The organism is Pseudoalteromonas sp. 0802 (genome assembly GCF_013350085.1).
Lineage (GTDB): Bacteria > Pseudomonadota > Gammaproteobacteria > Enterobacterales > Alteromonadaceae > Pseudoalteromonas.
The window spans coordinates 1-670 of sequence record NZ_JABVXE010000074.1 but is presented as its reverse complement, the minus strand read 5'-3'; the positions used below and the strand labels follow the sequence as shown (position 1 = coordinate 670).

The window sequence follows — 670 nt, the reverse complement described above, 5'->3', positions numbered from 1 at the left end:
TTGTTCTTTCTTTATTCCTGCTCCATTCCCAGGCCGCGAGTTCTGTCTTTAGTTCTTCCATACTTGCTATACGTCTATCTAAACATTGCTTATTCATATTACCAATTTCTATCTCGACCATATTCAACCAACTCGCGTGTTTTGGTGTGTAATGTAATTCTAGTTTATTTAAAATCCGGCGTGCTTCCTGTGGAGAAAATGCTTTATATAACGCTCCTTCTGTATGAGTTGATAGGTTATCTAATACAACTTTTATTTTGTTCGCATGTGGATAATGGAGATCAACTAAATCCCTCATACAATTAGCAAAGTCAATTTTCGTCTTTCTTTCTGTTGCTTTAACATGCCGCCACCCTCGATGGCGATCGAAGAATACAAATAAGTTGGCCACACCTACACGTTTATATTCATAATCTAACCGCTTAGTCTGCCCCGGCTTCATTGGTTGTGCCGGTCGAGTATCATCTACAAGTTGTTTCATCGCCTCATCAAAGTTAATTATGGGATTTAACTCATCTGCTGGCTCAGCATATAACTCGAGCACATGTTCCATTCGCGCGATATATTCAGCATCCATTGTCGCCACACACCACATCTTTTTTTGCCATGGTTTTAGTGCATTCTCTTTAAGACGTCTCCGTATTGTTTCATACGAGATACTATCTAAATC

The 670-nt window shown here is 39.4% G+C and carries 1 protein-coding gene; it reads right to left on the bottom strand.

Going from position 1 to position 670, the window contains the following annotated elements; translation table 11 throughout:
* The coding region (locus tag HUS61_RS21175) for an IS630 family transposase (protein WP_175083685.1) at positions 1–670 on the bottom strand (670 nt) is incomplete at both ends.